General features: G+C 69.6%; 22 protein-coding genes and 1 tRNA gene. 2 read left to right on the forward strand and 21 right to left on the reverse strand.

Going from position 1 to position 21,760, the window contains the following annotated elements; all coding sequences use genetic code 11:
* Positions 1 to 291: 291 nt before the first annotated feature.
* From rho to ACIQMR_RS18315, 7 genes are all read right to left on the reverse strand, one after another.
* Complete coding sequence (gene rho / locus ACIQMR_RS18285) at positions 292 to 2,334, reverse strand: transcription termination factor Rho (protein ID WP_401387764.1); 2,043 nt, start codon at positions 2,332 to 2,334, stop codon at positions 292 to 294.
* Between the two features lie 393 nt (positions 2,335 to 2,727).
* A complete protein-coding gene (gene thrB / locus ACIQMR_RS18290; RefSeq protein WP_401387767.1) occupies positions 2,728 to 3,645 on the reverse strand; it encodes a homoserine kinase in 918 nt (305 codons plus the stop codon).
* Between the two features lie 325 nt (positions 3,646 to 3,970).
* Positions 3,971 to 5,038: a threonine synthase gene (gene thrC, locus ACIQMR_RS18295; protein WP_401387770.1), complete on the reverse strand. Its 1,068-nt coding sequence runs from the start codon at positions 5,036 to 5,038 to the stop codon at positions 3,971 to 3,973.
* Between the two features lie 6 nt (positions 5,039 to 5,044).
* Positions 5,045 to 6,334, reverse strand: coding sequence for a homoserine dehydrogenase (locus tag ACIQMR_RS18300; protein ID WP_401387917.1), 1,290 nt, complete (start codon positions 6,332 to 6,334; stop codon positions 5,045 to 5,047).
* Between the two features lie 97 nt (positions 6,335 to 6,431).
* Positions 6,432 to 7,823: a diaminopimelate decarboxylase gene (lysA, locus tag ACIQMR_RS18305; protein ID WP_401387773.1), complete on the reverse strand. Its 1,392-nt coding sequence runs from the start codon at positions 7,821 to 7,823 to the stop codon at positions 6,432 to 6,434.
* A 13-nt stretch (positions 7,824 to 7,836) separates the two neighbouring features.
* Positions 7,837 to 8,907: an ArgS-related anticodon-binding protein NrtL gene (gene nrtL / locus ACIQMR_RS18310; protein WP_401387776.1), complete on the reverse strand. Its 1,071-nt coding sequence runs from the start codon at positions 8,905 to 8,907 to the stop codon at positions 7,837 to 7,839.
* A gap of 55 nt (positions 8,908 to 8,962) precedes the next feature.
* Positions 8,963 to 9,388 (reverse strand): response regulator, encoded by a 426-nt coding sequence (locus tag ACIQMR_RS18315; protein WP_401387920.1) that lies wholly within the window; start codon positions 9,386 to 9,388, stop codon positions 8,963 to 8,965.
* 288 nt (positions 9,389 to 9,676) lie between these two features.
* Between ACIQMR_RS18315 and ACIQMR_RS18320 the strand changes: the two genes are divergently transcribed.
* Positions 9,677 to 9,748 (forward strand) — tRNA-Arg (locus ACIQMR_RS18320).
* A 348-nt stretch (positions 9,749 to 10,096) separates the two neighbouring features.
* Positions 10,097 to 11,065, forward strand: coding sequence for a Swt1 family HEPN domain-containing protein (locus ACIQMR_RS18325; RefSeq protein ID WP_401387778.1), 969 nt, complete (start codon positions 10,097 to 10,099; stop codon positions 11,063 to 11,065).
* Between the two features lie 46 nt (positions 11,066 to 11,111).
* Here the strand turns inward: ACIQMR_RS18325 and ACIQMR_RS18330 are convergent, their stop codons facing one another.
* The 14 genes from ACIQMR_RS18330 to ACIQMR_RS18395 form a co-directional block, all read right to left on the reverse strand.
* Positions 11,112 to 12,554 carry a tyrosine-type recombinase/integrase gene (locus tag ACIQMR_RS18330; protein WP_401387781.1) on the reverse strand — a complete coding sequence of 481 codons (1,443 nt, stop codon included), beginning with the start codon at positions 12,552 to 12,554 and terminating at the stop codon, positions 11,112 to 11,114.
* Positions 12,551 to 12,742: a helix-turn-helix transcriptional regulator gene (locus tag ACIQMR_RS18335; RefSeq protein WP_401387782.1), complete on the reverse strand. Its 192-nt coding sequence runs from the start codon at positions 12,740 to 12,742 to the stop codon at positions 12,551 to 12,553. Before ACIQMR_RS18335 ends, ACIQMR_RS18330 begins: the two co-directional genes overlap by 4 nt.
* Positions 12,743 to 12,964: 222 nt before the next feature.
* Positions 12,965 to 14,143: a DUF3631 domain-containing protein gene (locus tag ACIQMR_RS18340; protein ID WP_401387785.1), complete on the reverse strand. Its 1,179-nt coding sequence runs from the start codon at positions 14,141 to 14,143 to the stop codon at positions 12,965 to 12,967.
* A complete protein-coding gene (locus tag ACIQMR_RS18345) occupies positions 14,140 to 14,475 on the reverse strand; it encodes a hypothetical protein (RefSeq protein WP_401387788.1) in 336 nt (111 codons plus the stop codon). The genes ACIQMR_RS18340 and ACIQMR_RS18345 overlap by 4 nt, the downstream gene beginning before the upstream one ends.
* Before the next feature lie 20 nt (positions 14,476 to 14,495).
* The gene (locus ACIQMR_RS18350; RefSeq protein ID WP_401387790.1) at positions 14,496 to 15,398 is read right to left on the reverse strand and encodes a bifunctional DNA primase/polymerase; all 903 of its coding nucleotides are present in this window, start codon (positions 15,396 to 15,398) and stop codon (positions 14,496 to 14,498) included.
* An 85-nt stretch (positions 15,399 to 15,483) separates the two neighbouring features.
* Complete coding sequence (locus ACIQMR_RS18355; RefSeq protein WP_401387793.1) at positions 15,484 to 15,738, reverse strand: hypothetical protein; 255 nt, start codon at positions 15,736 to 15,738, stop codon at positions 15,484 to 15,486.
* Positions 15,735 to 15,935, reverse strand: coding sequence for a hypothetical protein (locus ACIQMR_RS18360; RefSeq protein ID WP_401387796.1), 201 nt, complete (start codon positions 15,933 to 15,935; stop codon positions 15,735 to 15,737). The genes ACIQMR_RS18355 and ACIQMR_RS18360 overlap by 4 nt, the downstream gene beginning before the upstream one ends.
* A 16-nt stretch (positions 15,936 to 15,951) precedes the next feature.
* Positions 15,952 to 16,140 carry a hypothetical protein gene (locus tag ACIQMR_RS18365; protein ID WP_398231851.1) on the reverse strand — a complete coding sequence of 63 codons (189 nt, stop codon included), beginning with the start codon at positions 16,138 to 16,140 and terminating at the stop codon, positions 15,952 to 15,954.
* Positions 16,141 to 16,303: 163 nt separating this feature from the next.
* A complete protein-coding gene (locus tag ACIQMR_RS18370; RefSeq protein ID WP_401387799.1) occupies positions 16,304 to 16,555 on the reverse strand; it encodes a hypothetical protein in 252 nt (83 codons plus the stop codon).
* Positions 16,556 to 16,696: 141 nt separating this feature from the next.
* On the reverse strand, positions 16,697 to 18,994 hold the full coding sequence (locus ACIQMR_RS18375; protein ID WP_401387802.1) for a cell division protein FtsK: 2,298 nt from the start codon (positions 18,992 to 18,994) through the stop codon (positions 16,697 to 16,699).
* Between the two features lie 154 nt (positions 18,995 to 19,148).
* A complete protein-coding gene (locus tag ACIQMR_RS18380; RefSeq protein ID WP_401387805.1) occupies positions 19,149 to 19,535 on the reverse strand; it encodes an RRQRL motif-containing zinc-binding protein in 387 nt (128 codons plus the stop codon).
* Complete coding sequence (locus ACIQMR_RS18385) at positions 19,535 to 20,188, reverse strand: GGDEF domain-containing protein (protein WP_401387808.1); 654 nt, start codon at positions 20,186 to 20,188, stop codon at positions 19,535 to 19,537. Before ACIQMR_RS18385 ends, ACIQMR_RS18380 begins: the two co-directional genes overlap by 1 nt.
* Positions 20,185 to 21,159, reverse strand: a complete 975-nt coding sequence (locus ACIQMR_RS18390; RefSeq protein WP_401387811.1) for a DUF2637 domain-containing protein — start codon at positions 21,157 to 21,159, stop codon at positions 20,185 to 20,187. The genes ACIQMR_RS18385 and ACIQMR_RS18390 overlap by 4 nt, the downstream gene beginning before the upstream one ends.
* Positions 21,156 to 21,452, reverse strand: coding sequence for a hypothetical protein (locus tag ACIQMR_RS18395; protein WP_401387814.1), 297 nt, complete (start codon positions 21,450 to 21,452; stop codon positions 21,156 to 21,158). Before ACIQMR_RS18395 ends, ACIQMR_RS18390 begins: the two co-directional genes overlap by 4 nt.
* Positions 21,453 to 21,760 lie beyond the last annotated feature (308 nt).

Here is a 21,760-nt window from a genome sequence, read left to right on the forward strand (position 1 = left end):
TCTGCACTCGGTAACCCCTCGGGTTGAACCGGCGGAGCGCGACCGCCCCACCGGAGGAATCTCTGGCAGTGGTGGGGCATTGCAGGCCTTGTGGGCAGCACGCCTCAAGAGGCCCCCCGGCCTCGGCAGGTGCTGCGCAGTGGAATCCCCCCACCTCGATCCGCAGATGATACGTGCGTCAACTGCTGGTTGACCAGCGACGGGTGGGGATCCGGTGAAAACGAGACCGCCCCGTCACCTCGGGGGTGACGGGGCGGTCCGCTACGTACGGAACTGCGTACTGATACGACGTCAGTCGCCGTTGCCCGGCGTCGGCGTCGTCTTCTGGATCTGCAGCAGGAACTCGGCGTTCGACTTCGTCTGCTTCATCTTGTCGAGCAGCAGCTCGATCGCCTGCTGCTGGTCGAGCGCGTGCAGCACCCGGCGCAGCTTCCACACGATCGAGAGCTCATCGGCACCGAGCAGGATCTCCTCCTTGCGGGTGCTGGACGCGTCGACGTCCACCGCCGGGAAGATGCGCTTGTCGGAGAGCTTCCGGTCGAGCTTGAGCTCCATGTTGCCGGTGCCCTTGAACTCCTCGAAGATCACCTCGTCCATGCGCGAGCCGGTCTCGACCAGCGCGGTGGCCAGGATGGTCAGCGAGCCGCCGTCCTCGATGTTGCGCGCGGCACCGAAGAAGCGCTTCGGCGGGTACAGCGCGGTCGAGTCGACACCACCGGACAGGATGCGTCCGGACGCCGGGGCCGCCAGGTTGTAGGCGCGGCCCAGACGGGTGATGGAGTCCAGCAGGACGACCACGTCGTGACCCAGCTCGACGAGACGCTTCGCGCGCTCGATGGCCAGTTCGGCGACCGTGGTGTGGTCCTCGGCCGGGCGGTCGAAGGTCGAGGAGATGACCTCGCCCTTGACCGACCGCTGCATGTCGGTGACCTCTTCCGGACGCTCGTCGACGAGGACGACCATCAGGTGGCACTCGGGGCTGTTGACCGTGATCGCGTTGGCGATCGCCTGCAGGATCATGGTCTTGCCGGTCTTCGGCGGGGCCACGATCAGGCCTCGCTGGCCCTTACCGATCGGCGACACGAGGTCGATGATGCGGGTGGTCAGCACGCCCGGGTCGGTCTCCAGACGGAGCCGGTCCTGCGGGTAGAGCGGGGTCAGCTTGTTGAACTCCGGGCGGCCGCGGCCGGATTCGGGCGCCATGCCGTTGACGGAGTCCAGGCGGACCAGCGCGTTGAACTTCTCGCGGCGCTCGCCCTCCTTGGGCTGCCGCACGGCGCCGGTGACGTGGTCACCCTTGCGCAGACCGCTCTTGCGGACCTGGGCCAGGGACACGTACACGTCGTTCGGACCGGGCAGGTAGCCCGAGGTCCGGATGAACGCGTAGTTGTCGAGGATGTCGAGGATGCCCGCGACCGGGATCAGCACGTCGTCCTCGGAGACCTGCGGCTCACCGGTCGCGAAGTCGTCACGGCCACGACGGCCACGACGGTCGCGGTAGCGGCCACGGCGTCCGCGCCGGCCACCCTCGTCGTCGAAGTCGTCCTGGGGGCCGCCGCCCTGACGCTGCTGCTGGCCGCCCTGCTGCTGGCGCTGGCCGCCCTGCTGGTCGTCGCCCTTGCCGCGGCCACCGCGGTCACCGCGGTCACCGCGGTCACCGCGGTCACCGCGGTCACGGTCACGCTGGCGGTCACGACGGTCGCCGCCGCGCTCGCCGCGGTCACGCTGACGGTCGCCGCGCCGGCCCTCGGCCGTGTCGGTGGCGGCCTCGGCCTTGGCCTCCGTCTGCGCCTCGGCGCGGACCTCGGTCTTGACGTCGCCCTTCGGCTCGGCCTGGGCGGCCTCGCCCTCCGGGCTGCCGGCGGGGGCCGTGGCGCGGCGGCGACGGCGCTCGCCGGCCGGGGCGTCGTCACTGGCCGGCTGGCCGGGGATGTCGATCTGCTGCTGAGCCGCCGGCTTCTCGGCCTTCGGCTCGGCGGCAGCGCTCTCGTCACCCGTACGGGCCTTGGAGGTGGCGCGGCGCTTCGGCTTGGTCTCGGCCGCGCCCGTGTCGGCGCTCTTCGCCGCGGTGCCCCCGGAGGCCGCCGCCGGGGAGGAGCCCCCGCCCTGCGCCTCCTTGATGACCTCGATCAGCTGGCTCTTGCGCATCCGCGCGGTGCCCCTGATGCCGAGGCCGGAAGCGACCTGCTGCAGCTCGGCCAGGACCATGCCCTCAAGGCCGGTGCCGGAACGGCGGCGCCGGGAGGTGGTGCCAGTGGCAGCACCTTCGGCGGGCGCGGCGGTGTCGACACTGTTGTCGGCAGTCACGCCCATCAGATCGGTGGTGTCGCTCACGAAGGGTCCTTCCCTGGAGCGGACGTCGGCCTTCTGGCTCGGCGACCGGTTGTGCTGTCCGACGGCGGTCTGTGATCTTTCGGATCGTGGACCGAAGCCGGGGCGGTGGTCCCGCCGGGTTACGGCGGAAGAGATGTACGTGCAAGGCCCGGCCCGAGTTCCCCCTGCTCGGCCCTCTCTTCGGGAAAAGCGAGGGGTGTCGTGCCGGTTCCGGAGCGTGCTCGAAACTGCTCAGGCAGGCTGCTCAGGCAGTTGGGGAGGCTCCCGGAAGAATGGTGGTCCCGGAGGGGGACACGAAGCACCGCGCCACAAGAATGTGGGCTGCGTACTTGAGGTTAACACTACCGGCTCCAACAAACATTCCCCCTCTCCTTCACCGGCAATCCCGTGTCGTTACGAGGCGAGCGGCAGAACACTCGCGCCCGCGGCGTCGAGGGCCAGCCTGTTCGCCGCCCAGCCCTCACCTGCCAGCCGTGCGACCTTGTCGGCCGCACTGTCCTCGGCCAGCGCGAGCACCGTGGGGCCCGCGCCGGAGATGACTGCGGGGACGCCGTCCGCTCGCAGTCGGTTCACCAGTTCCACGCTCTGCGGCATCGCCGGGGCGCGGTACTCCTGGTGGAGTCGGTCCTCGGTGGCCGGAAGCAGCAGCTCGGGGCGCCTGGTGAGGGCCTCGACGAGCAGCGCGGCACGGCCCGCGTTGACCGCGGCGTCGACGTGCGGGACCGTACGCGGCAGCAGTCCGCGGGCGGTCTCGGTGAGCACCGCCCTGCCGGGGACGAAAACCACCGGAACGATGGAGTCCGACGGGTCCATCCTGATGGCGCGCGCCGCGCCGGCGTCGGTCCAGGCAAGGGTGAAGCCGCCGAGCAGACAGGCGGCGACATTGTCCGGATGCCCCTCGATCTCCGTGGCGAGCTCCAGCAGCGCCGCGTCGTCGAGCCGGGCGTCGCCGCCTATGGTCACCGCGCGGGCGGCCATGATGCCGGCGCAGATGGCGGCCGATGAGGAGCCGAGGCCGCGGCCGTGCGGGATGCGGTTGGCGCAGACGACCTCGAGACCGCGCGGCTGCCCGCCGAGCAGGTCGAAGGCCGTGCGCAGCGAGCGTACGAGCAGGTGGCTCTCGTCGCGGGGCAGCGTCTCGGCGCCCTCACCCGCGATGTCGACGTGCAACCCGGAGTCCGCCACCCGGACGACGACGTCGTCGTACAGCCCCAGCGACAGGCCGAAGGCATCGAAGCCAGGCCCGAGATTGGCGCTGGTGGCGGGCACGCGCACCCGGACGGCGGCGGCGCGGAATGCGGGACCGGCCATCGCTCGACGACACTCCTTGGTTCTGATCCGTGCTGATCTCTGTGATCTGTGGTGATCGGGTCTGATCGGCGTGGTGAGGACGTGGGGCAGGGGAAAGTGCGAAGACCCACGGGCCATGACGGCAACGACCGCGGCATGTGCGGCGGCGGGGTTCGCTACAGCTTATCGAAGGAAGGTTCTGCGGCGACATAGGGCGCACGGGAGGCGCACGATGCGTGTCGCCTTCTTCCCATGCTCCCGCTTGCGGTGCCTTGTGCGGGCATGGGCCGGGGCGCCCCTGCCTGGGCGGGGTGCCCCGGATGCCGCCTACGGGAAGAGTTGCCGCTTACGCCAGGCCGAGCCGCTCCGCCGCCGCGGCGGCGTCCACCGGGACGGTCAGCGGCTGGGGCGCTCCGGCGACCGCCCAGTCCGGGTCCTTGAGGCCGTTGCCGGTGACCGTGCAGACGATCTTCTGGCCGGGGTCGACCTTGCCCTCTTCGGCGGCCTTCAGCAGGCCGGCCACCGAGGCGGCGGAGGCGGGCTCCACGAAGACGCCCTCGCGCGAGGCCAACAGCTTGTACGCGCGCAGGATCTGACGGTCGGTCACCTCGTCGATGAAGCCGCCCGACTCGTCCCTGGCCGCGAGCGCGAACTGCCAGGACGCCGGGTTGCCGATCCGGATCGCGGTGGCGATCGTCGAGGGGTCCTTGACGACCTCACCGCGGACGATCGGCGCCGAGCCGGAGGCCTGGAAGCCCCACATCCGCGGGGTGCGGGTGGACAGCCCGTCCGCCGCGTACTCCTTGTAGCCCTTCCAGTACGCCGTGATGTTGCCGGCGTTGCCCACGGGCAGCACATGGATGTCCGGTGCGTCGCCGAGCGCGTCGACGATCTCGAAGGCCGCGGTCTTCTGGCCCTCGATACGGACCGGGTTGACCGAATTGACCAGCGCCACCGGGTAGTTCTCGGACAGACCGCGGGCCAGCACCAGGCAGTCGTCGAAGTTGCCGTCGACCTGCAGGATCTTCGCTCCGTGGACCAGCGCCTGACCCAGCTTGCCCATCGCGATCTTGCCCTGCGGGATCAGGACGGCGGAGACCATCCCGGCCCGGCCGCCGTACGCCGCGGCGGATGCCGAGGTGTTGCCCGTGGAGGCGCAGATGACGGCCTTCGCGCCCTCCTCCTTGGCCCTGGTGATCGCCATCGTCATCCCGCGGTCCTTGAAGGACCCGGTCGGGTTGGCACCCTCGACCTTGAGATGAACCTCACATCCGGTGGCCTCGGAGAGGGACTGGGCGAGAACGAGCGGCGTACCGCCCTCGCCGAGCGTGACGACCGGCGACGTGTCCGTCACCGGGAGCCGGTCACGGTACTCCTCGATGATGCCGCGCCACTGGTGGGTGCGAGTGCTCATGGGTCCTTACTCTCCTTCAACCCGCATGATGCTGGCGACACCACGCACGGTGTCGAGCTTGCGCAGCGCGTCGACGGTCCCGGACAGGGCGGCGTCGGGCGCGCGGTGGGTGACGACGACGAGCGATGCCTCGCCGTCCTTGCCCGTCTGGCGGACCGTGTCGATCGATACGCCGTGCTCGGCGAAGACCGTCGCGACCTGGGCGAGGACGCCCGGCTTGTCGGCCACGTCGAGGCTGATGTGGTAGCGCGTCACGACCTCGCCCATGGAGCTCACAGGCAGCTGGGTGTACGCGGACTCGCCGGGGCCGGTGGCCTCGGCGAGCTTGTTGCGGCAGACGGCGACCAGGTCGCCCAGGACCGCGGAGGCGGTCGGCGCGCCGCCGGCGCCGGGGCCGTAGAACATCAGCCGCCCGGCGGCCTCGGCCTCGACAAAGACCGCGTTGTACGCCTCGCGGACGGAGGCCAGCGGGTGGCTGAGCGGGATCATCGCGGGGTGGACGCGGGCCGTGACGGACCTGCCGTCCGCCGCCCGCTCACAGATCGCCAGCAGCTTGATGGTGCAGCCCATCTGCCTGGCGGAGGCGAAGTCGGCGGCGGTGACCTCGGTCATGCCCTCGCGGTAGACGTCGTCGAGCCGTACGCGGGTGTGGAAGGCGATACCGGCGAGGATCGCGGCCTTGGCGGCGGCGTCGAACGCCTCGACGTCGGCGGTAGGGTCCGCCTCGGCGTACCCGAGGGCGGTGGCCTCGTCGAGCGCCTCGGAGTAGCCGGCTCCGGAGGTGTCCATCTTGTCGAGGATGAAGTTCGTCGTGCCGTTGACGATGCCGAGGACACGGTTGACCTTGTCGCCGGCGAGCGACTCACGCAGGGGCCTGATCAGCGGGATCGCGCCGGCGACCGCGGCTTCGAAGTACAGGTCCCGGCCGTGTTTCTCGGCGGCGGCGTACAGCGTGGCGCCGTCCTCGGCGAGCAGCGCCTTGTTGGCGGAGACGACGGATGCGCCGTGCTCGAAGGCGGTGGTGATCAGGGTGCGGGCGGGCTCGATGCCACCGATGACCTCGATGACCACATCGAGGTCGTCGCGCTCCACGAGCGCCTTGGCGTCGGTGGTGATCAGCTCCTGCGGGATCCCCTCGCGGACCTTGGAGGGGCGGCGGACGGCGACCCCGGCGAGTTCCACCGGGGCGCCGATCCGGGCGGCGAGGTCGTCGGCGTGCGTCGTCATGATGCGCGCCACCTCTGAGCCGACCACTCCACAGCCCAGCAGCGCCACCTTCAGCGGACGCGTACGCATCATCCGACCTCGTTTCTCATAAAGCAGGGTGCGAACCAGTCTCACTCACCGGATGAGGGTTTCCGTCCCCTGTCCGGATTCTGAGACATATATTCCATCAGCCGACATCGAGACGCAGGAGATCTTCCTCCGTCTCCCGCCGGACGATCACTCGCGCCTCGCCGTCGCGCACGGCGACGACGGGCGGACGGAGTACGTGGTTGTAGTTGCTGGCCATCGAGCGGCAGTAGGCGCCGGTCGCCGGCACCGCGATCAGGTCGCCCGGCGCCAGATCGGCCGGCAGGAAGGCGTCCCGTACGACGATGTCGCCGCTCTCGCAGTGCTTGCCGACGACGCGCACCAGCATCGGCTCGGCGTCGCTCGCGCGCGACACGAGCGCCACGCTGTACTCGGCGTCGTAGAGCGCCGTGCGGATGTTGTCGGACATGCCGCCGTCGACGCTGACGTACGTACGCAGTCCTTCGAGCGGCTTGATCGTGCCGACCTCGTACAGCGTGAAGGCGGTGGGTCCGACGATGGCCCGCCCCGGCTCGACCGAGATGCGCGGCGTGCGCAGCCCGGCCGCCTCGCACTCGCGGGTGACGATCTCGCCGAGCGCCTTGGCGATCTCGTGCGGCTCACGCGGGTCGTCGTCGGAGGTGTACGCGATGCCGAGGCCGCCGCCGAGGTCGATCTCGGGCAGCTCGACACCGTGCTCGTCGCGGACCTCCTTGAGCAGGCCGACGACCCGGTGGGCGGCCACCTCGAAGCCGGACGTGTCGAAGATCTGCGAACCGATGTGCGAGTGGATGCCGATGAGTTCGAGACCGTCGAGCTGGAGGGCGCGCCGTACGGCCTCGGCTGCCTGGCCGCCGGCGAGCGCGAGGCCGAACTTCTGGTCCTCGTGGGCGGTGGCGATGAACTCGTGGGTGTGCGCCTCGACGCCGACGGTGACCCGGATCTGGACGCGCTGGCGCCTGCCGAGGGACTGGGCGGTGTGCGCGACGCGGACGATCTCCTGGAAGGAGTCGAGGACGATGCGTCCGACGCCGGCCCGTACGGCCCTCTCGATCTCCTCGGTGGACTTGTTGTTCCCGTGGAAGGCGATGCGCTCGGCGGGCATTCCGGCCTCGAGGGCGGTGGCCAGCTCACCGCCGGAGCACACGTCGAGGTTGAGCCCCTCCTCGTGGAGCCAGCGCACGACGGCGCGGGAGAGGAACGCCTTCCCCGCGTAGAAGACGTCGGCGTCCTTGCCGAAGGCGTCGGCCCAGGCGCGGCAGCGGGCTCGGAAGTCGGCTTCGTCGAGGAAGTAGGCGGGGGTGCCGAACTCCTCGGCCAGGCGGGTGGCTTCGATACCGCCGACGGTGACGACGCCGTCGGCGTTGCGGGTCACGGTGCGGGACCAGACCTTCCCGTCGAGCACATTGAGGTCGGTCGGCGGAGCGGCGTAGTGCCCTTCGGGCAGGACGTCGGCGTAGCGGGGCCCGGCGGGGTGTGCGGAACGGCTCATTCTTCTCTCACATCTACAGGTGTTCGGGTGCGCTGATGCCGAGCAGGGCCAGGCCACCGGCCAGCACCGTCCCGGCGGCTTCGGCAAGGGCGAGCCGGGAACGATGGGTGGCCGAGGGTTTCTCGTCACCCATGGGCAGCACGGTGTGCTGGAAGCCGAGGAAGGCGTCGGCGGTGGCTTCGAGGTGCCGGGCGACCCGGTCGGGGGCGCGCAGCCGGGCGGCGGACTCGATGACGGCGGGGTGGTCGCCGAGGGCGGTGAGGAGGGGGGTCGCGGGGGCGTCGTGGGCGGCGGTCCCTTGGGGGAAGGCTGTGGTGAGGCCTGTCGTAGTGGTCCCGGCCGCGAACCCCAGGTCGGCGGCGTTGCGGAGCAGGGCGCGGCTGCGGGCGTGGGCGTACCGCACCCGGAACAGCGGGTTGTCCTCGTTCTGTACGAGGAGACCCTCGCCGGGGAGGGGGCGGTCGTGGGCGGCGGGCCGGAGGAGGGCCCACAGGGCGGCGTCCCGGCCGACGCGCGCGAACGGTGCGTCGTCGTCCGGCCCGTCGTTGTACGGTCCGTCGTGCTTTTCGTGGCCCGGTCCGTCGCCGTGCGCGGGGACGGCGGTGATCCGCTCCTCGCCACCCGGCTCGACGGCGGCGTCGGCCCCCTGGGCGACGAGCAGCCGTACGGCGGTGTCGGTGATGACGCGGGCACGCAGCTCGTCGGCGGGAGCGAAGCGGACGCGGGTCCCGGCGAGGCCGTCGCCGTATCCGTAGCGCGTGCCCTGCTCACACACCGCACGGACGAGGGCGCCGGCGGAGTCGTCGCCGAGGGTGAAGTTCAGGAAGCCGGGGCCGGTGATCTCGACCCGGGCAATGCCGGGGCTGTCGGTGATGCGCGCCTTCAGGACCTCGGCCACGTCCCTGGCCTGCCGCCCTGCCGGCGCGGCCAGCCGGAGCGCGATGCTGGTGGCGTAGTCCCCGGACCCTCCGGGCCGGGACCGCTCGACCTTCACCCGCTCGGGTACGGGACCGCGCAGAGCGCCCTCCTCGACCGCACGGCGCACGGCGCCCAGCACGGTACGGGAGAGCTCTGCGGGGGTCACGGGACAAGCGTATGGGAGAGAGGGGGTGTGATCGCGAACCGGTTTCGCCATCCGGTCAGCCCCGCGTGCTCCCCGCCCGCCCGGCACCATGCCTGCCGTCTACTGACGGCGGGCCCTCCCTGTGCATCAACTGCCGGACGAGCCGCACCAGCTCGGCCGGCTCGAAGGGCTTGGCGAGGAACGCGTCGACCCCGGCGGCGAGGCCGGTCTCCACCTCGTACTGCGTACAGGCACTGATGATCGCGACGGGCACCGTCTTGGTCCGCGGATCGGCCCGCAGCCGCGCGGCGGTCCGCAGCCCGTCGAGCCGGGGCATCACCACGTCCAGCGTGATCACATCCGGCATCACCCGGTGCACGACCTCCAGGCACTCGGCACCATCGGCCGCGGTCACGACCTCGAAGCCCTCCAGCTCGAGATTGACCCTGATCAGCTGCCGAATAACCCTGTTGTCGTCCACGACAAGCACCCGGCCGGACACGCCTGACACAACTCGAGAGTAGGCGGCGGAACGGGGCTGCGTCCGGGTTTTCCCCACTTCCGACCCGTCCGGGGGTCGGAACGCGACGAAGAAACCCCGACCACGCCACCGACGGCGCGGCCCCGATTGGCATCCACCGCCAGGCACCCGGTGTCCGGGGCGGGGCGAGCACCGGCTCTGCCATCCATCCGCCGCCCGTCCGCCGTCGTCACGCGCTGGAAATACCTGTTCACGGGCACCCCATGGGAGCTGGTAGGGTTCTACCCGTCGCCGCCGAGAGCGGCGGACGCCCCCGTAGCTCAGGGGATAGAGCAACGGCCTCCGGAGCCGTGTGCGCAGGTTCGAATCCTGCCGGGGGCACTTCGCCTCAACCAGCACGATCATGCGGTTGACCAGCGTAGATGCCAAGTATGGAGAGCGGGAACCAGTCTCACTGGGTCCCGCTCTTCGTCGTTGGTTCGCATGGCCTGCGATAGACCTGCGATAGACCTATCTTCACCCCCCGAACCACGTGGCCCCGAACGCTGTCGTGCGCGGCAAGCGTGGGCACCTCCAAAAGACACAGCACCGCGGGCACGGGAAGGGATAGCCTCAGCGGATCTGGGTTCACGAGGGGGAGGACAACGGCACATGAGAGCCCGCAGTACATGGCAGCGCTTCTCTCCAAGCACGAAAGCCGCCGTCGATCGGGCCCTGTACGCAAGTGGGATGCCGGAGGAGACTCTCGCTCTGTATTCGCGCTGGTGGCAGCTGGAAACTTATCTGCGCTCCTTGATCTATGTGGAACTAAGAGCCTCCCATGGCGTCGATTGGATCAACCACATTGGCCAGAGTGCGATGACCAGACAGCAAAAGGACGAGGCTCGCAGCTACATGGCCACTGCGGATTGGGAAGATCCGCTGAGTTACCTGGATGTCGGGCGACTGTTTCCGCTACTCGAAGCAAATTGGTCCCTTGTCGAGCGGTCACTAATGAACAAGGAAGCGCTCATGGCACGCGCCTCGGAGCTGCTTGCCATACGTCACCGCCTCGGGCATCTCCGGCGCCCCCATCCCGACGACCTCAGTCGACTTGAGCAGACACTCCGAGATCTTGAGAAGGGGGCTTTCACCGCCTTCGCTGCCTACAATCGCGAGTACTACCCCGGCCGCGAAATCGCTGATCCGGTCGTGGCAGCTTGGGTGCGCGAAGAGCATCCAACGGCTAAGAGGCTGATCAAGCATGCTCAGCTTCAATACGACGTGGTCTTTCGCCTGTCGTACACCATTCGCCCCTTCGCTACCGCGCCGAGTGACGGGGCAGCAATCAGCGGGGGCGCTGGCCTCCTGTGGAGGGCTACCTTTCACATGCGTGGCCAAGAAGTTCGCCCATCAACTCTGTGGCGAGATAGCTACTTGGACCTAAGCGCTAGGCAACTGCTCGTCCACATGCTCATAGACCACGGAACGGTGTCATTCACGTTTCCCGCGGTAGATGACAGCAAGCGAGTGGCGGACGCCATCGGCGAGGCATTTGACGCCGTCCTCCTCAGCGCTCGCCCATACCGGGGGCTGAGTGAGCGTGAGCTAGTCGAGTCTCCGATGCGGAGCATCCACCTGGATCCCCGGATCCAAATAAACTCGGTCTGGAATGTCGTCGACGACACCACCGTACCGATCACAATCTTCGGAGCTTGACCTTGGGACGCCTCACGTGGAGGCGTCCCAAGGCAATTCTTCCAAGTCAGATTGACCAGTCGATCTCCTTTTCAATCTTCCGATTCATAGCTTCTTCCTGGCCGTAGATGCATCCTTCGTACACTCGATGGATCACCTCGGGCGAGTTGCCGACCCTCCGAGCGACCTCGGCCACGGGCACGCCGGCGTTCAGCCATGTCGTGATGCAGGTGTGCCGCAAGTCGTACGGCCGGCCCCCGAGGATCGAGACCTGAAGGTCAGGTGGGAACGCGTACTCCCGCGCGTCCCGCCACACGCGCCAGTAGGTGCTGCTGCCCACCAGACCACCCCGCTCGTTCGTGAAGAGCCGGCCGTCCCTGGCTGTACCGAATTCCTTGAGATGGGCGCCGAGTATGGTCACCAGCAAGGGCGGGATCGGGACCGGTCGATCTTCCTGAGCCTCCCGCGACTTCAACCCCCGTGTGTCGTGGCGTTCGCCGCTGTCCGTCCATTGCTTGCCGGACACCGGGCGAGTGTTGCGGAGCGTCAACACGCCCCACCCCTTCTCCGGGAGATAGCAGTCAGTCTTCCTGAGTCCTACGGCCTCGCTCGGGCGGAGCGCCGCGAAGTACATGACTGCGTAGAACGCCACCAGCCGGCGCCCCTTCCGCCGATTCCATGTCCCGACGTATGAGACGGCGGCGAGCAATTGAGCCGCCTGAACCTTGTTCACGAGAACCCGCGGGTCGACGCGGTCAGACGCGGAAGCCTTCACCTTCTTGATCGCAGCTAGGGGGTTATCCGTAAGGAGCTTGCGCTCAATCGCGTATTCCACAGCGGTGTTGAGAGCGCGCCGCCGACGACGGGAGGTCTCCCCCGCCGCAGCTGTGCCGTCCAGCTTGAAGGAGATCCGGTATTGCACATCTCTCAGGATCTTCGGGTCTTGCAGAGCCGAGACAGGGAGAGATTTCTTGGAGATCCACCCGTAGGCGCCTTCAAGGTGGGCCGGCGGATTCTGATCGGCATTCCTCGGTATCACAGCCCAACGGAGGGCAAGACGCAGGTCTTCCGGTGACGGCATCCGCTGCTCCTGCTCCACCATGGCCAGCGTCACCGCGGCCAGCCCGTCGGCGATGCCCTCACGGGTCTTCGCCGCCGCGGTCGGCCAACGAAGGGCCATGTACTCACGGCAGAAGGCGAACCAGGACAGCACCTCGCGAGCCTGCCCCGCCGCTTCCGCAGCTCGGACTTCGGACTCAGGAAGCCCATCGGCAACGCGGAACGCCTCGCCGCGACGCATGGCCTGCCACAGCTCGGACCTACGGCTCTCCGCGAGAGCCACGGTGGCAAACGTGGCGCTGCTGACCTTCCCGCCTACCTTCCAGCGGAGTTGGTACGGGCGAGTCTTGCTCTGAGCCTTGGTTACCTTCCACAGACGTACATCGAGGGAGAAGCCCCCCGGGGCCGTGCGATTGTCACGCCCGGCCCCGGAGTTGGTGCCTTTCGTCACGCGCTCTCCTCCAGCGACTCAAGCCACCGGCTCAGCTCAGATCGGCGGATTCGCACGGCGCCGTTCGGGAGCTTGATGGACTTCGGGCCCTTCTTGCAGGCGCGCCAGCGGTAGAACGTCGCTCGCGGCACGCCGATCTCTTCTATGACTTCGGGGATGGTCAGCATCTCGTCGCGAGGCCTGGCCACGATCCCTCCTAGGCAGAGGCGATGGGGGCGAGATCCGCCCCTTCCTGTCAGGTCCGCTACTTCCGCTACCTCCGCTACCGCCCTGGTCAGGGACATGATCGAGGTAGCGGATAGGGGTAGCGGTAGCGGATACGGCAGCTACCGGCCCGGCAGTCGCGGACCGGACCGGTAGCGGATACGGCAGTCAGGTAGCGGATGAATCCGCGCTTGCCGCTACCCTTTTCAAGGCTCTGACCTGCGCGGTAGCGGAAGTAGCGGAAGTAGCGGACTCTCAGGGGGAGGGGGGCAGTACCGCGCCCACGCGTCGGCCAGATCGGCCGCGTAGTAGCCCTTCATCACGCTGGTGCCGCTCTTGATGTTCCGCGCCGCGATCGGCTTGTTGTCCGCGGTCATGTACTCCCGCAGCATCCGCGACAGCCCCCGGGCATCAAGCGGCCTGCCGCTCATGTCCGCCCACGGGGCCTCCTCCAGGCTGTGCAGCCGGTCCAGGACGCCGACCGTCGGGAGGCGGTCGATGCCGTTGAAGACGTAGTCCCGCAGGTCCGTGAGCAGTCGGATGCCGATGCTGCCCTTGTCGCCCTCTTTCGCCGCGTTGACCAGCTCGACGCACGCGGCGCGCGCCCGCCTGGGCCACTCCCCTCCAGCGGCGTCGGCGACGGAAATGAGCGGTTCCCACACGTCGGCCGGCCGGTCGGTCACCTCCGGCGGCAACTCGGGGAAGACCCCGTCCACGAGGTGGCTGATGCTGGTGGCCCAGTTGGCGAGCCGGTCGCGCAGCGCGTGTCCTTCCTTCTCGTGGATACGCTGCCGGTACGGCTCCACCCGTTCGTTCCTCGCGCGCCGGCGCATGCGGATGATGATCGACCTCGTGAGGATCGTGTCCGGGAGCGAGCCGAGTCCGGCCATGGCGACGGCGCAGTAGGAGGGGAACTCCTGAACTTGCTGGTTGGCTCCGTCGCCGACGCAGCGCCACATGCCGACCCCGCGGCGGTGCCCGGCGTTCAGGAATCCGCGCAGGGGTTCGTTGTCGCCTGCTTTGGGGCCGAAGACGGTGTCCACCTCGTCGAAGAGAATCGTCGGGCGGGTCTCCAGCGTGGACACGGCGCGGAAGAGCACCGATGCCGAGGCGTTCGCTGCCACGAGCGGCTTGGGCACGAGGGTTTCCACGATCTCCAGGGCCCGCGACTTCCCGGAGCCCGGCTCGGGTGAGAGGAAGGCGATGCGCGGGGTGGCGTCGAAGCAATCGAGCAGGTGAGCGTGCGCGTCCCACAGCGTCACCGCGACATAGGCGGCGTCGATGGGGAAGACGTTGAACCTGCGGTGGAAGGCTTCCACCTCATCGAGCAGCGCCGCCCCGTCCGTCGCCGGGCGGCTGGTCTGCTCCGTGATGGTGCTGGTCATGCTGCGTTCCTCCCTTCCTGAGAGGTGCGGAGCGGGCACACGTCGCGGTGCGCCTGGTGGTCTTCGACCAGGGCGAGCACTCGGGCTTTGCCGACGGCGCTGCCGTCCCTGCCGCACGCACACCGGGAGGTGGCCGTGGGCACCGTGCCGCGGCCGGGTGCGGTGATGTGGAGCCACGCGATCGGGTGGCGGCCGTCGCCCGGGTGCGTGCCAGGGCGAAGAGCAGAAGGGACGCCCTTGCGGGCGGCGCCCTTCGGAGCGCCCATCGCCGCCGGAACCTGAGCCAGAGCGGCGGCATGCGGCTTGTCGGTGGTGCCGGGATGGCTCTTCATTGGGGGATGCGGGCGGGCGGTCATGCCGCCCTCCGCTGCGGGTTGTGGGCAATGGACCAGTTCAGACCGCTGCGTACAGTGGAGGCGCACTGGCGCTCCGACAGGCCGGCGCACTCCCCCGCCGAATGAAGAGCCTCCTCCACCACGTCGCGCGGGAGGTCGCCCCACGCGATGAACCGCCCGAGTGCTCGCGCCGCCGCGAGCAGTGTCTCGTTGCGCTCGCCCTGCGGCGCGTCCCGCACGCTCGCCGTTTCCGCCCGCAGCGCGGCTGCGGCGTAGCGGGACGCCCGGGACGAGGACGGTACAGCCATCAGCCCTCTCGAGGCCCGACGGGGCGTCAGAAGCGCGTACAGCCAATCTGGCATTGGGATAGCCGGGGTGGGGTCTACGGGTGTGTACAGGCCGGTGGGGGTGATGCTGCCTGCGGCCACGACGTAGCCGCCCCACGCCCGTGTGTCGATCAGCTTGCCGAGCTTGCCCGCGGTGTTCGCGAGCCGCACCCCATGCGGAACGGTGAAGTACAGATGCGCTCCGCCGCTTGCAGTCCGCACCGTGTGGGTGGTGGGCATGGCCTGCCCGGTGCGCTCGCAGAGCGCACGAAAGGTCGTCAAGCCGCAAGGCGTGTCCGTACTGTTCTTGCGCTTGGGCATGTCGAGGTCCACGACCAGCAGTTCGGAGGGGCCGGTGGCGATGCCGACGTTGAACGGCAACGTGCTCCACGCCCGGCGGATGCGGTCGGGGTCGATGGTGGCTCGCTCTTCCCACTTGCGGTGGCCGCCCGCGCAATCCCCGATGCCGGGGCAGACTGCCTCCCCGTGGAGCGCGGGGCGCTTGTCGTGTGGGCGCAGGGGGAAGACGTGCCAGCCGCGTTCTGCGGCGGCCAGCGCCGCGGTGAGCGGCGCCGTGGGTGGTACATGGGTCATGCTGGATGTCTCCAGTTCTGTGAAGGTGCTGGATGGGCCGGGGCGGGCGCGATCTTTGGCGAGAGGGCGCCCGCTCCGGGCGTATCTAGGCCGCGTTGCGGCGTCGGGTTGGGAAGTCGATGACAGTGGCCAGCCGCGCGGGTTCCGCCGCGGGCTGCGGGGCCGTCTCTCGCCCGTTCGGCGGCTGGGTGCCGGTGGGCTGGGTGGCCCGGTGTGCGGCGAGTGCGGCGGCCAGGGCGTCATCGGCCCGGCGGGATACCCGGTGTCCGGCGAGGAAGACCGTGCCGGCGACCGCGGCCGGGGTGAACAGGACACCCGCGACGATCAGTTCGGCGTTCATGCCGCCTCGCCTCCGATGGTGGCGAGCAGTTCGGGGAGTGAGCCGCCGAGGACGGTGAGGCGGCGTTCGATGGCTTGCCATGAGGTGGGGTCGATGCTCATGAGCGCGGCGGCGGCTGCGGGGAGGTCGCCGCGGGCGGTGGCTTCCAGGGCGGTGCGCAGTTCGCCTGCGGCCATGAGTGTGATCGGATCGGTCATGATCGGGACCTCCTTGTCAGAGTTGGCCGAGGGCGTCGATGACGGCGCGGGCGAGTTCGTTGATGGGGCCGGAGGCGCCGGTGGAGGCGAGGAAGAAGCCGAACCCGGCGGCGGTGAACGCGCTGCCGTAGCCGAGGGAGTTGGAGCGCAGGAGGAAGAACAGGACGAGCCCGAAGAGGGCGACGAGGGAGACGGTGACGACCACGGCGGGGAACTCCTTTGACGGTGTGTCGGGATGGCTGGCTAAACTTCGGGCACCCTCGGGTGCTGGCAAGCTCGTGGGAATGGCCGACGGTTGCGCCCACCTAGCTCCTGCAAAGAGCGGGGTACGTCTCATGACGGGCACCGTCGGCCGCTTCGTGTCCGGGTCAGCGGGTGCCGTCGCGGTGGATGCGCGCGGCGACGTTGAACAGGTGGCGGCCGACGCGCATACGACGACCGGTGGCCTTGCAGCGGCGGCAGTCCTTGCCGCGCTTCATGCGGCCCTTGCGGTCGGTCTTCATCTCGAAGCCCCAGCCGCGGCACTTGCGGCAGGGTCCGAACGGCACGGCCGCACACAGCCCGCCGTAACAGAACGTGACAGCGAGCAGGCAGGCGATAGCGAACAGGGCAGGGGTCATGACGGGCCCTCCCAGGCGGGTTTCAGGGGTTTTCGCAGGTGAGTCGCTATGCGCTAGCAGCCTGATCAGACAGGGTGCGGGCCGCTATCGGGCCTGCTATCGATAGCAGGGCATCCCGCTATCGATAGCAGCCCCGGGAGGTCAGCCCGCGTCCCGATTCTGATTACGCTCCGCTACCACAGCGGCGATGTCGGCGCGCTTGATGCCGCGCTTGTTGACGAACTTGCCCTCGATGCGCCGGCCGACCTGCCCCGGGGTGATGCCGTAGGGCTTGAGGACGGCGGTCAGGTGCGCCGTCTGCTCCTCACCCGACATCTGCGCCCACTCCCCGTACGCCTCGGGCCGGAGCTCCGCGAGCCGTTCGACGACGGTCTCGTTCCACACCTTGGCTTCCTTCTCGGGGATCACCGCGAGAACGTCCGCCAGCAGCGTCGTCGACGTGGCCGCGGCCGGTTCGAATACTTCGCCCAGGGCGTGGCCGGAGAGGGTGCCGGCCTGCTCGCGCAGCGCGCGGGCGCGCAGGGCGATGAGCTCGGCCTTGGGGGCGTCGATGTTGGCGGCGGCGACGATGCGGGCGTCGGCGCCTTCGCCCATGAAGTAGCAGATGCCCTTGTCGGCCCAGGAGAACATCGTGGCCCGCACCCCGCGCCGGTAGGAGGAGGTGCCGAGCACCATGTCGTTCTCCAGCTGGCCCATGACCTTCAGGCAGAACCGGGCGGACGCGTTCGCGCTAATGCCCGTGGGCAGCGACTTGGCGTCCGGACGCTGCGTCGCGAGCAGGAGCACGATGCCGGTGGCGGGTCCGCGCTTGACCAGGTCGGTGCAGATCTGCTCCAGCTCCTTGCCGTACTCGGGGTGCTCGAACCACTTCTGGCACTCGTCCACCCCGATCACGATCGGGTGCAGGCCCAGCGACTTCTTGTCCGCCAGCAGGCTGGTGACCTTCGACTCCGGGCAGATGTCTCTGGGCAGGGAGCGGATCATCTTGGCCCGGCGACGCAGCTCTTCTTGCAGCTCCCGCATGTCGGCGAGTGCGTACTCGATGTCCTCGTCTTCTTCACCGGCCCGGTGCCGGTGGGCGACCGCGTCGCCGACCGGGTCGAGGTCGCCGGTGCCCTTGAGGTCGTAGGTGTGCAGCTCCGCCCGCGGATCCAGCGCCGCGATCAGCAGCAGCAGACGCAGCAGGAACGTCTTGCCCATGCGCGGGATCGCGCCGATCACGGCCGCGATGTACATGAGCGTGATGTCGACCCAGCGTCCGCGCTGGTCGGTGCCGAAGGCGACCGGCTTGAACAGGTCCACCGAACCTGCCTTCAGCAGCGGCCAGTCCGGCTTGCGCACGGTGGACATGTCCTGATCACCGACCCACAGCACCAGGCGGCCGGTGTGCTCGTGCGTCACCGCCTCCGGCCACACACACCCCAGCGGGCGGCGCAGGCCGGACGCGAGACGCTCGCGCTTCTCGATGATGTCCGTGACCGTCACGCCGTAGGGGAGGTTGCCCTCCGCACGCCAGCCCGGCCCGTCGCGAGTGATCGGGGCGGTGAACTCAAACCCCTCCTTCCCCTTGCCCTGCGCCTGATTGATCGCGGGAATGCCGAGCGAGCCGAGCGCGCGCAGCACAATGTCGGACGTGAGCTTCACGGCCTTGGGCATCTCCACCGCCCGATGGATCACCGGGGCATCGGCCTGCCGACCGTTCCACCCCAGCGCCATGACCAGGGCTGAGACGGACAGCGCCTGAAGCCAGCCCGGGGCGAGCACGTAGATGGCAAGCGCCGCCCCCAACCCGACGAACAGGGACAGCACCGAGATGAGGGTGCGGAGTCGGACCCGGCCGTCACGCTGGCGTGACAGCTTCAGGTACTCGGCCGCGTCCTCGCGCCGCACCGCGGCGAGCCGGACCGGCTCGCCCTCCCGGTCTGCGACCCACCGCATCGTCCCCCCGACGAACCGTGCCGCCCCGGTCGGCGCCTGAAAGGCGAGACGGGCGGCGTAGACCGGGGAACGCAGCGCGTGATACCCGGCCGCGTGGGCGTAGTGCCGGGCAACCCAGGACGCGGCGGTCTTCAGCTCCGCCGTCGACCGCAGCCACACCGGGATCACGTCCCGGCGGCGGGCGCCCATGAGCCGACCCAGATACCCCGGACCAGCAGCCGTCGGAGTCGGCTGGTCGACCATCACAACGGCGGTCGGGTCGCCCGACCCCGCCCCGTCCGAGTCGGCCGACGGGTCGGCGGTCGGGTCGCCCGACCCCGCCCCGTCCGAGTCGGCCGACGGGTCGGCGGTCGGGTCGGTGTGCGAGTCGGCCGACCCCGCGCGGGCCGACCGCGCCATGCCGAGGTCGACCACATCCGCACCCGAGTTGGGCGACGGGTCGGCGGCCATGTCGGCTTCGAGTCGGTTGAAGAAGTCGTTCTCATCCTCGGGGTGCTTCACTGAAGCTTCCTTCTCTCGGGAGGGAAAGGCGGGCCCGGCTGGCGCTGTGAGAGGTGGACGGCCGGGCCCGCCAGATCGATCGTCGACCCCGATCGGGCCGACGACGGGGAGAGTTCCTCCCCCCTTGTGCAGGGGGAGGGTTCCTCCCCCTCGGTCAGGCTGTGCGCTGTTCCTCGGGGTAGGCGCAGGGCACGCACGTGCCGAGCGAGGGCGGGATGACGTACCCGACATCGCGTCGGCAGGCGGGGCAGGTGCGGCGGGCGAGCATCGCCAGCGCGAGCGCGCCCCACTTGCGCGACGTCATCGGCCGCACCGGCTTCGCCCGGTCAATCCGGTACAGGTGGGCGACAGCAACGCCCGTCTTGCGGCGGGGTGAGCGGCGCATGAGCTGCGCGGCGACCGGCTGCCCGCCGGGGCGCAGTCCGCGTGCACGGAGCTGTCGGCGGGTGGCGTAGCCGTCCGGGGCGAGGCGCCAGGGGTAGGTGGGGATGCCGTAGCGGGCGCCGGTCGGGTCGTAGCACTTCCCGTAGGCCGGGGACATCAGGCGACCATCCCCACATCCGGCGGGATGGTACGAGCGCCGCGGCGTCCGGAACGGCGTCCGGTGACGGTGGCGAACAGGCGGCCAAGCCCGGCCCGGCGGATGCCGGCTCGGCCCTCCTTGGCCGCGTACATTGCCTCATCCGCCCGCCCCAACAGTGCGGACAAGTCCTCACCGGGGAAGTCCGCAGCACGTACCCAGCCCAGTGAGACCGTGGTGCGCACCGCCGAGTCTTGACCGTCAACGGGGCGGGCAAGCACGCCATGCAGCACGGCGAGCAGATCGCCGACCGTGCCGTGGGTATCGAGGACGACGGCGGCGAACTCATCACCCCCGAGCCGCCCCACCACACCGGACCGGCCGACGTAGCGGGCCAGCCGCTCCGCGGTCGCCTGAAGGAGCGCGTCCCCGGCCGCGTGGCCGTAGGTGTCGTTGATTTGCTTGAACTTGTCGACGTCCGCGAGGACAACCACCGCCCGCGGATCCTTCAACAGGACCGTGGCACGGCGGGTAAAGCCCTCGCGGGTCCGCAGCCCGGTGAGCGGGTCGCGGCGTGCCGTGTGCAGGCTGCGGCGCAGCCACCGCGCGTGTGTGGCCCATCCGACCGCGAGCGGCGCGGCGGCAGCGAGCGCGGGTAACAGGGTGCTGCTCATGCCGCCGCCCCCTCGAACTCGACTGGACGCGCGGCCTCAGTCCGCTCGGCCAGCAGCGCGTCCCGCACCGTGCGGGAGTTGGCTGCCGAGCAGCGGAGCTCGGTGCGGATCTTCTCGGCGTTGATCTCACCGTCCGACCAGTCGGCGGTGGCTTCCCGCGCCGCCGCCAGCAGCTCCCCCGCCGTACGCGTCGCCTTCGCCTTCGTGCCCGGCTTCCGGCCCCGGCCTCGGCGCGGCCTGGGCGCCTCATCCTTCGGCGTCGCCTCGGGCTCGGGCTGGGACTCGGGTGACGTCGCGACGTCGGCGCCGGCGGGTGAAAGGTCGCCGAGCCTGAGCAGCACCCGGGTGCGGTGCGGGGTGTGCTTCCTCCAGCGGCGCCCATGGATCTCGCGCAGCTCAGCGCGGGCAAGCTGCCGCTCCTTCTCCCGCTCCAGCGCCACGGTGTAGGAGGTGATCTCCCACAGCGTCATGCGCCGCCACAGGGCGAAGGTGGAGGGGAACGCGAGCAGCCACCGGGTGAAGCGGATCTTGTCCATCCGCCGGCCGGTCGCAGCCCCGATGCGGACGGCGTAGATGTGGGCGCCGATCTCGGAGAACACCACCCACAACAGCGGCATCGTCCCGTGAGCCACCTTCGCCCACATGCCGTGCCCGGCTGCGACGTTCAGCCCGCACGTGATCAGCGTGAGCACCCAGGGCACGAACCGCACCCAGGCCAGCGCCATATCCATGCGGATCAGCAGCAGGTTGGCCACGGTGAACACCGGGATCGCCACATCGATACCGACCGGCAGCATCCACGGCGAGGCGAACCCCCACCGCAACGCAGCCTCCGAGACCGCATCGAACGAAGAGACCAGGCCCAGCGCCCCGACCCCGGCCGCGAACAGCGCACCAGCACCGGCAAGGCCCATCTCCGGGCGGGTCAGCGGCGGAACCACCGGCCGATCCCTATCTGCCGTAGTCGTCATGCCGCTGCCCCCTTCCGCACCCGAGGACGACGGCGCGCCGCCGACCGGACCAGCGGGGTGACGTTGAACAGCTCCGGCGCGAACGCCTCAATCGCCTCCGCGGCGACGCGGGACACCTCATCCGGCAGGTGCGGGTTGTCCGCGAGGATGTCGCGCGCCGCATCCAGCCGCGCCACCCGCTCCATCTCGCTCTCGCCCTCCACCCCCAGCCACAACTCAACCGGGGTACCGAGCGCGAGCTCAACAAACTCAGTGGCCGTAACAGCCACATGACCAGCAACGATGGTCTTCATGGGTCGTACTCCTCATCAGGTGGGAACGGCCCGAACAGCGCCCCCGGAGTTGCACCTCCGGGGGCGCGCCGTTGGAACCAGGAACCCGGCTCCCCTCAACCCCGCCCGTACGACACCGCGCAGTACACGGCGCCGGACGGGCGAAGGAGGCAACCGGCCGCCGCACCAGGTGCGGCGGAAGTTGAGGTAGTACGTGTCTCCTTCATCGCGACCGCGCTCCCGTGTCAGGTAGAGCTGTCCGGCCCCGAAGTAGGCGTATGGAGACATGACCTTTCGGTCTAAGCCCTCCGGTTAATGACAAGGCGCCG

Source organism: Streptomyces sp. NPDC091376 (genome assembly GCF_044757085.1).
GTDB lineage: Bacteria > Actinomycetota > Actinomycetes > Streptomycetales > Streptomycetaceae > Streptomyces > Streptomyces pratisoli.